This is a genomic window from Kineococcus glutinatus (assembly GCF_039542765.1).
Classification (GTDB): domain Bacteria; phylum Actinomycetota; class Actinomycetes; order Actinomycetales; family Kineococcaceae; genus Kineococcus_A; species Kineococcus_A glutinatus.
Genome location: NZ_BAABIL010000136.1, coordinates 1 through 8220 on the forward strand (window position 1 = coordinate 1; position 8220 = coordinate 8220).

General features: G+C 76.7%; 7 protein-coding genes. 2 read left to right on the top strand and 5 right to left on the bottom strand.

Features of this window, described 5'->3' with window-relative positions; all coding sequences use genetic code 11:
- Positions 1–474: 474 nt before the first annotated feature.
- Entirely contained in the window at positions 475–1845 is a 1371-nt protein-coding gene (gene phoH2, locus ABEB16_RS06090; protein WP_345711367.1) for an RNA 5'-3' helicase PhoH2, read from the bottom strand.
- 257 nt (positions 1846–2102) lie between these two features.
- Complete coding sequence (locus ABEB16_RS06095) at positions 2103–2864, bottom strand: isoprenyl transferase (protein WP_345711368.1); 762 nt, start codon at positions 2862–2864, stop codon at positions 2103–2105.
- An 85-nt stretch (positions 2865–2949) separates the two neighbouring features.
- Here ABEB16_RS06095 and trhA point away from each other — a divergent pair, with 85 nt between their 5' ends.
- Positions 2950–3630 (top strand): PAQR family membrane homeostasis protein TrhA, encoded by a 681-nt coding sequence (gene trhA, locus ABEB16_RS06100; protein WP_345711369.1) that lies wholly within the window; start codon positions 2950–2952, stop codon positions 3628–3630.
- Positions 3631–3725: 95 nt separating this feature from the next.
- Here the strand turns inward: trhA and ABEB16_RS06105 are convergent, their stop codons facing one another.
- A complete protein-coding gene (locus ABEB16_RS06105; protein WP_345711370.1) occupies positions 3726–5810 on the bottom strand; it encodes a thioredoxin domain-containing protein in 2085 nt (694 codons plus the stop codon).
- A 98-nt stretch (positions 5811–5908) separates the two neighbouring features.
- Here ABEB16_RS06105 and ABEB16_RS06110 point away from each other — a divergent pair, with 98 nt between their 5' ends.
- Positions 5909–6838, top strand: a complete 930-nt coding sequence (locus tag ABEB16_RS06110) for a Gfo/Idh/MocA family protein (protein WP_345711371.1) — start codon at positions 5909–5911, stop codon at positions 6836–6838.
- A 28-nt stretch (positions 6839–6866) separates the two neighbouring features.
- Here the strand turns inward: ABEB16_RS06110 and ABEB16_RS06115 are convergent, their stop codons facing one another.
- Both ABEB16_RS06115 and mca read right to left on the bottom strand, forming a co-directional pair.
- Positions 6867–7145, bottom strand: a complete 279-nt coding sequence (locus tag ABEB16_RS06115) for a hypothetical protein (protein ID WP_345711372.1) — start codon at positions 7143–7145, stop codon at positions 6867–6869.
- Positions 7142–8032: a mycothiol conjugate amidase Mca gene (gene mca / locus ABEB16_RS06120; RefSeq protein WP_345711373.1), complete on the bottom strand. Its 891-nt coding sequence runs from the start codon at positions 8030–8032 to the stop codon at positions 7142–7144. The genes ABEB16_RS06115 and mca overlap by 4 nt, the downstream gene beginning before the upstream one ends.
- Between the last annotated feature and the right edge of the window lie 188 nt (positions 8033–8220).

Consider the following 8220-nt stretch of genomic DNA (forward strand, 5'->3'; position numbering starts at 1 on the left):
CGGCGGGGGACGCGAGCCGCCCGGCGCGCCGGCGGCGCCGCGCCGGGTCGGGCAGCGCGCGGTGCCGGGGGACGTGCCGCGGGGAGGTGGGGAGCGCCAAGGAGGACCTTCCTCGTCGCCCCGGCCACGACCGGTGCTCGCCGTCCACCCCCTGCCGGAACCGGCCGCGCCGCTCGCCGCGCCGGTCGGCGCGGTGGGCGGCGGGGCCGTGGCGGTCCCGCGGTGCGGCCGGCCGAGGACCGACCGCGCTCCCGCGCGAGGCCCACCCCGGGGAGGAGCGGGCCCCTCAGCGGGGGTGCTGTCGGATCGACACGGTGCCAAGGCGAGCGGGGTGCCTCAAACTCGCGCACACCGTTTGGTCACTCTCCGACAACACTTCAGCAACACAACGTCGACTTTTGTGCGATTTATCACACGTGTCGCGCTGGCATCGGTGGTTTGGCGATCTTTCCGGTCGCCTGCGGTGCTGACGGGTCAGACCTCCAACCCACCCAGCAGCTCCGTCACCAGCGCCGCCACCGGCGAACGCTCCGAACGGGTCAGCGTGACGTGGGCGAACAGCGGGTGCCCCTTCAACGCCTCGATCACCGCGGCGATCCCGTCGTGGCGGCCCACCCGCAGGTTGTCGCGCTGGGCGACGTCGTGCGTCAGCACCACCCGGCTGCCCTGACCGATGCGGGAGAGCACCGTCAGCAGCACGTTGCGCTCCAGCGACTGCGCCTCGTCGACGATCACGAAGGCGTCGTGCAGCGAGCGGCCGCGGATGTGCGTGAGCGGCAGCACCTCCAGCACCTCGCGGTCGACGACCTCCTCCACGACCTCCGGGCTCACCAGCGCCTCGAGGGTGTCGAAGACCGCCTGGCCCCACGGGTTCATCTTCTCCGCCTCGGTGCCCGGCAGGTAGCCCAGCTCCTGCCCGCCCACCGCGTACAGGGGCCGGAAGACGACGACCTTGCGGTGCTGGCGCCGCTCCAGGACCGCCTCCAGGCCCGCGCACAGCGCCAGCGCCGACTTGCCCGTCCCCGCCCGTCCGCCGAGGGAGACGATGCCCACCTCCGGGTCAAGCAGCAGGTCGATCGCGATGCGCTGCTCCGCGCTGCGCCCGTGCAGGCCGAACGCGTCGCGGTCCCCGCGCACCAGGCGCAGCTGCTTGTCCGTCGTCACCCGCGCCAGCGCCGAACCCCGCGGGGAGGACAGCACCACTCCGGTGTTGCACGGCAGCTGCCGCGCCTCGTCGTGCTCCAGCCGCTGCGTCTCGTACAGCTCCCCGACCTGCTCGGCGCTGGCCGACAGCTCCGCCACACCCGTCCAGCCGGAGTCCACCGCCGGGCCCACCCGGTACTCCTCCGCCGCCAGCCCCACCGCCGCCGCCTTCACCCGCAGCGGCAGGTCCTTGGAGACCACGGTGACGTCCCGGCCCTCGTCGGCCAGCGAGCGGGCCACCGCCAGGATGCGGGTGTCGTTCGTGCCGCTGCCCAGCCGCAGCCCCGCCGGCAGCGAGGACGTGTCCGAGTGGTTGAGCTCCACCCGCAGCGAACCGCCCTCGGCGCCGATCGGCACCGGGGCGTCCAACCTGCCGTGCAGCACCCGCAGGTCGTCCAGCCGGCGCAGCGCCTCGCGGGCGAAGTACCCCAGCTCGGGGTGGTGGCGCTTGCCCTCCAGCTCCCCCACGACGATCACCGGCAGCACCACCTCGTGCTCGGCGAAGCGCTCCAGGGCGCCGGGGTCGGCCAGGAGGACCGAGGTGTCGAGGACGAAGGTGCGGCGATCGCCCCCCGCCTCGGCGGTGCTGGGGGACGTGCTGGCGTCGCGCGGGGCCTTGGCGGACGTGGCGTCGGTCGACACGGGTGTCTCCCCTCGTCGGGACCGGGCCCAGCCCGGTCCCCTCAGCGGTGGACCGGGTCCGGCGCGCGGCGCGCGCGGGGAGGGGCCGTCCGGCCCGGCACCGCTGCGACCACGCCACCCTCCCGAGCCGGCGGCCGACGCCGCCTGGCGGGGCCGACGCTACGGCAGCACCACCCCCGCTGCCGAGCGTTCCGCCCGGACGGCCCCACGGCGTGTCGGGCGCCCGCGGCCGCACCGGTCCGCCGCGCCCGCCGTGCTCAGCTGCCGTAGCGGCGCTCCCGCTGGGCGTACGAGCGCAGGGCGCGCAGGAAGTCCACCCGGCGGAAGTCCGGCCACAGCACCTCGCAGAAGTGGAACTCGCTGTGGGCGCTCTGCCAGAGCAGGAAGCCCGACAGCCGCTGCTCCCCCGAGGTGCGGATCACCAGGTCGGGGTCCGGCTGGCCCCGGGTGTAGAGGTGGTCGGCGATGTGGTCCACCGTGAGGACCTCGGCCAGCTGCTCGATGGAGGTGCCCATCGCGGCGTGCTCGTTGAGCAGCGAGCGCACGGCGTCGGCGATCTCCCGGCGGCCGCCGTACCCGACGGCGACGTTGACGAGGTAGCCGTCGTTGCCCGCCGTCGAGCGCGCCACCTCCGCCAGGTGGGCGGCCGTGCCCGCCGGCAGCAGGTCCAGGGCCCCCACCGGGTGCACCCGCCAGCGGCCCGTCGCGGCCACCCGGGAGACGGTGTCCTCGATGATCCCGATGAGCGGGGCCAGCTCCGCCGGCGGGCGGTTGAGGTTGTCCGTGGACAGCAGGTAGAGCGTGACCACCTCGACGCCCACGTCGTCGCACCAGCCGAGGAACTCCAGCACCTTGTCCGCGCCCGCGCGGTGACCGTGCGCGCTGGAGGCGCCGAACGCCTTCGCCCAGCGGCGGTTGCCGTCCAGGATGATCGCGACGTGCCGGGGCAGCACGGCGGGGTCCAGGGAAGCCCCGAGCCGGCGCCCGTACGCGCGGTAGAGCAGGTCGCGGAGGCGCATCGCGGCTCACGCTACATCCCGGCGCCCGTCACCCGGACGCGGCGGATCCGCGCCCGCCCACAGCGGCGCCCCGTAGCCTCGGGCCATGAGCGCCGAGTCCGCAGCAGCAGCCGCCGTCGCCGCCGTCAAGCCCAAGCTGCGCGGCTGGCTGCACGCGGGCACGTTCCCGGCCGCGCTCGTCGCGGGCACCGTCCTCGTCTGCCTCGCCCCCGAGGGCCCGCGGCGCTGGGCGGCCGCAGTCTTCGCCGTCACCGCGGCCCTGCTCTTCGGCACCAGCGCCCTCTACCACCGGGGCACCTGGTCACCGCGGGCGGCCGCCGTGCTGCGCCGGCTGGACCACAGCAACATCTTCCTCATCATCGCCGGCACCTACACCCCGTTCGCCGTGACGATGCTGCCCGAGGGGCAGGCGCGCACCCTGCTGACGTTCGTCTGGGTCGGCGCGCTGGCCGGGGTGGCGTTCCGGGTGCTGTGGGTGGGCGCGCCGCGCTGGCTCTACACGCCCGTGTACGCGGCGCTCGGGTGGGTGGCGGTCGGCTACGTCGGGGACTTCCTGCACACCGGCGGGGTGGCCGCCACCGTGCTGCTGCTGGCCGGGGGGCTGGCCTACACCGCCGGCGCCGTGGTGTACGGCACGAAGCGACCGGACCCCAGCCCGCGCTGGTTCGGCTTCCACGAGGTCTTCCACGCGCTCACCGTCGTCGGCTTCGCCGCGCACTACGTCGGGGTGTCGCTGGCGACGTACGCCGGCGCCGCGGCGGCCTGACGCCAGCCCCCTCCTCCGGCGCCCGTCTCCGGGTACGGGCGCCTGACGACCCTCCCGGGACGCCCGAACCCGGAGACGGGCGCCCCACGGCCGGGTCAGTCCAGCCGGGCGCCCACCGCTGCCGCCAGCGCGGCCGGCTGCGTCACCGGCGCCTCGCACACGAAACCCCGGCAGACGTAGGCCGCCGCCGCACCCCCCACCAGGCCCCGGTCGCGCAGCAGCGCCGGCTCCGCGCCGCCGGGCTCCCCCCGGGTCACCACCAGGCCGGGGGCCGTGCCCGCCAGCGCCACCGCGTGCAGGGCGTCGGCCGCCGGATCGCCCGCCGCCCCCACGACCGCCACCTCCGCCGGCACGCCCAGCAGCGCCTCCGCCACCGCCAGCCCCCAGCCGGCGAAGCGCGGGGCCCGCTCGGCGAGGGCGTCCACCACCGCCAGCGCCGCCTCGGCGGCCTCGCCGTAGCGGGCCTCGCCGGTCAGCCGGCCCAGCGTCAGCAGCGCGCCCGCCGCCGCGCTCCACCCCGAGGGCGTCGCCCCGTCCGTGGGGTCCTGCGGGCGGCTCCCACCACCACGGGCGGCGAGCAGCCCGGGGTCGGCACGGTGCGCCGCCACGTCGTAGAACCCGCCGCCGGGCGCGGCGAAGTGCTCCAGCACCGCGTCGCACAGCCGGCGGGCCACGTCGAACCAGCGCCGCTCCCCCGTGGCCGCGTGCAGCGCCAGCAGCCCCTCCGCGAGGTCGCCGTGGTCCTCCAGCACCCCCGCGGGCTCACCCACCACCCCGTCGCGCGAGGCCCGCCGCAGCCAGCCGTCGGCGGTGCCCTCCAGGTGCACCTGGACCACGTGCGCGGCGGCGGTGCGGGCTGTGTCCAGCAGGTCCGGGCGCGCCAGCAGCACCCCCGCCTCGGCCAGCGCCGCGATCGCCAGCCCGTTCCACGCCGCGACCACCTTGTCGTCGCGGGTCGGCTGCGGCCGCCGCGCCCGGGCCGCGGCCAGCAGCGGGCGGACGCGCGCCCACCGCCCGGCGTCCGGGCCGGAGTCGACGTCGCGGCCCAGCTGCAGCGTGGACGTGCCGTGCTCGAAGGTGCCCCCGGCCGTCACCCGCAGCAGCTCCGCGGCCCACGCCCCGTCGTCGGGCCCCAGCACGTCCACCAGCTGGTCCGGGGTCCACACGTAGGTGGCGCCCTCGTGGGCGTGCACCGCGCCGTCCGGCCCGGGCACCGGGGTGTCGGCGTCCAGGGAGGAGGCGAACGCGCCCTGCGGGGTGCGCAGCTCCGCCAGCAGCCAGTCGCAGGTGCTCCCCGCGACGCGGCGGAACAGCGGCGCGCGGGTCAGGCGCCAGGCGTGCAGGTAGGCGCGGGCCAGCAGGGCGTTGTCGTAGAGCATCTTCTCGAAGTGCGGCACCACCCAGGCGGCGTCCACGGCGTAGCGCGCGAAGCCGCCCGCGACCTGGTCGTGGATGCCGCCGGCCGCCATCGCGCGCAGGGTCCGCTGCGCCAGCTGGATCGCGCCGACCGAGCCCGTCCGGGCGGCGTGGCGCAGCAGGAATTCCAGCACCATCGACGGCGGGAACTTCGGCGCGCCCCCGAAGCCGCCGTGCTCGCGGTCCTCCTCCGCGGCCAGCACCCGCACCGCGTGCACCAGCCGCTCCGCCCCCGGCGCCGCCGCCCCGGCCGGCAGCTGCACCCCGCGCTCGCCGAGGGCCCCGGCGATGCCCGCGCCGGAGCGCTCCACCTCCTCCCGCCGCTCCCGCCACGCCTGCGCCACGGCGGTGAGCACCTGCGGGAACGAGGGCCGCTGCGGGTGCGGGGTGGGCGGGAAGTACGTGCCGGCGTAGAAGATGCGGCCCTCGGGGGTGCAGAACGTCGTCATCGGCCAGCCGCCCTGCCCGGTGAGCGCGGTGGTGGCCTCCATGTGGACGGCGTCGACGTCGGGGCGCTCCTCGCGGTCGACCTTGACGCAGACGAAGTCGCGGTTCATCTGCTCGGCGGTGGCGGGGTCCTCGAACGACTCGTGCGCCATGACGTGGCACCAGTGGCAGGCGGCGTAACCGGTGGACACCAGCAGCGGCACGTCGCGGCGGCGCGCCTCGGCGAACGCCTCCGGGCCCCACTCCCACCAGTCGACGGGGTTGTCGGCGTGCTGCAGCAGGTAGGGGCTGGTGGAACCGGCGAGTCGGTTGGGCACGCGCCCACGCTGGCACAGGGTGCGGGGGTGCGCCCGCGCGTCAGCTGCGCGGGGCCACCCCCGCCCCGGGCGCACCCCCGCCCCGGCAGGATGTGCGCATGAGCGCTCCCCGCAGGTTCGGCGTCCTCGGCACCGGCTTCTGGGCCGAGACCTGCCACGGCCGCGCGCTGGCCGACCACCCGGACGTCGAGCTCGTCGGCTTCTGGGGCCGCGACGGCGCCAGGGCCCGGGCGGCCGCGCAACGGGTCGGCGGCGCCGCGTTCGCGGACGTGGACGAGCTGCTGGGCGCGGTGGACGCCGTGACGATCGCGCTGCCGCCGGACGTGCAGGCCCCGCTGGCCGCGCGCGCCGCCCGCGCCGGCAGGCACCTGATCCTGGACAAGCCGCTGGCCCTGGACGTCGCGGCGGCCGACGACGTGCTGGCCGCCACCCGGGAGACGGGGGTCGCCTCCGTGCTGTACGCCACGTACCTGTTCCAGCCGGACATCACCGGGTGGCTGGCGCGGATGGCGGCGCTGGCCGCCGAGCACGGCCCGTGGGAGGGGGCGCTGGCGCGGTGGGGCGGCACGATCGACGCCCCGGGCAGCCCGTACGGGGGGTCGGCGTGGCGGCGGGAGTGGGGCGGGCTGTGGGACTGCGGCCCGCACGCGCTGTCGCTGGTGCTGTCGCTGCTGCCGCCGGTGGAGCGGGTCGCGGCGGCCCGCGGGGTGCGCGACGCGGTGAACGTGGCGCTGGAGCACCGGGGCGGGGCGGGCAGCGCGCTGTCGCTGACCCTCACCGCGCCGGCGGGGGCGGGCGGCTCGTGGCTGAGCGTGTGGGGCCCGGGCGGCCGGCACGAGCTGCCCCGCTTCGCCGGCACCCCGCAGGAGGGGTTCGCCCGGGCGGTGGACCAGCTGCGCGCGGCCGCCGCGACGGGCAGCCCGCACCCGCTGGACGCCGCGTACGCCCGCGACGTGGTGGCGGTGCTGGCCGCCGCGCAGCACCACCTGGACCTGCCGGTCCAGCAGCGCACCACCGCCGTCGGCTGAGGGCAGCACCGCTGCGCGCGGTGGCCGCTCACCCGTCCCGGTCGGTGTCCCCCCGCCCGGCGTCCCCCTGCCCGGCACCCTCCTGGGCGGCCCGCTCCTGCGCGGCCCGCTCCGCCAGCGCGGCGCGGTAGTTCACCCGGCGCACCCGGCGCACCATGCTCGTCGCGAGCACGATGACCGCCACGCCGAGGAAGAAGAGCATGAGGAACCCCGGCACGCCCGGGGTGACGAGCTCGTCCGGCGGGGACGTCGGGACGGGGGTCGGGCTGGGGATCGGCGAGGCCGCCAGCAGCAGCAAGGACCTCACGACGCGGCCAGGCTGCGCAGCCCGGCGAACAGGTCGTCCTCCGGCAGCGCGCTCTCCACGTGCGAGAAGGCCAGCGAGTAGTCCTCGGTCGGCCAGATCTCGCGCTGCAGGTCCAGCGGCACCTTGAAGAAGAAGCCGTCCGGGTCGATCTGCGTGGCGTGCGCGATGAGGGCGCGGTCGCGGGTCTCGAAGAAGTCGGCGCACTCGACCCGGGTGGTGATCTCCAGCTCCGCGCGGGCACCGGGGTCCCACTCCTCCATGCGCTTGATCCACTCCGCGAACGGCGACTCGCCGCCGCGCTGCAGGAGCGCCTCGTGGAAGGCGAGGATCCGGTGCCGGGAGAACGTGGCGTGGTAGTAGAGCTTGGAGGTGCGCCACGCCGGGCCCTCCGAGGGGAAGCGCGCCGGGTCGGCCGCGGCGTGGAAGGCGGCCAGGCTCACCTCGTGGCAGCGGATGTGGTCCGGGTGCGGGTAGCCGCCGGAGGGGTCGTACGTCGTCATGACGTGGGGGCGGAACTCCCGCACGACCCGCACCAGCGCCTCGGTGGGCACGTGCAGCGGCTCCAGCGCGAAGCAGCCGGCGGGCAGCGGCGGCAGGGGGTCGCCCTCGGGCAGCCCGGAGTCGACGAAGCCCAGCCACGTCTGGCGCACCCCGAGGATGCGGGCGGCCTCGGCCATCTCCCTGCGGCGGTACTCGACCATGTCGCGCAGCAGCTCGGGCTTGTGCTGCAGGCGCGGGTTGAGCACGTCGCCGCGCTCACCGCCCGTGCAGGTGACCACGAGCACCTCCACGCCCTCGGCGGCGTACCTCGCCATCGAGGCGGCGCCCTTGCTCGACTCGTCGTCGGGGTGGGCGTGCACGGCCATCAGCCGCAGCCTCTCCGTCACCGCTGCTCCTCTCCCTGCCGCTCGTGCCGGTCCTCGCACCGCGGCGCCCGCCCGCTCGCCGCGGTGCGACGATGGGAGCGGGCGCGGGCACTGCGCCCCATCCTCGCCGATGGACCGTCGGCACCGAGCACCGGGAGCGACCGTGACGGCGGACGCCAGCGCGCGGGGCACCGCGCAGCGCCTCGACG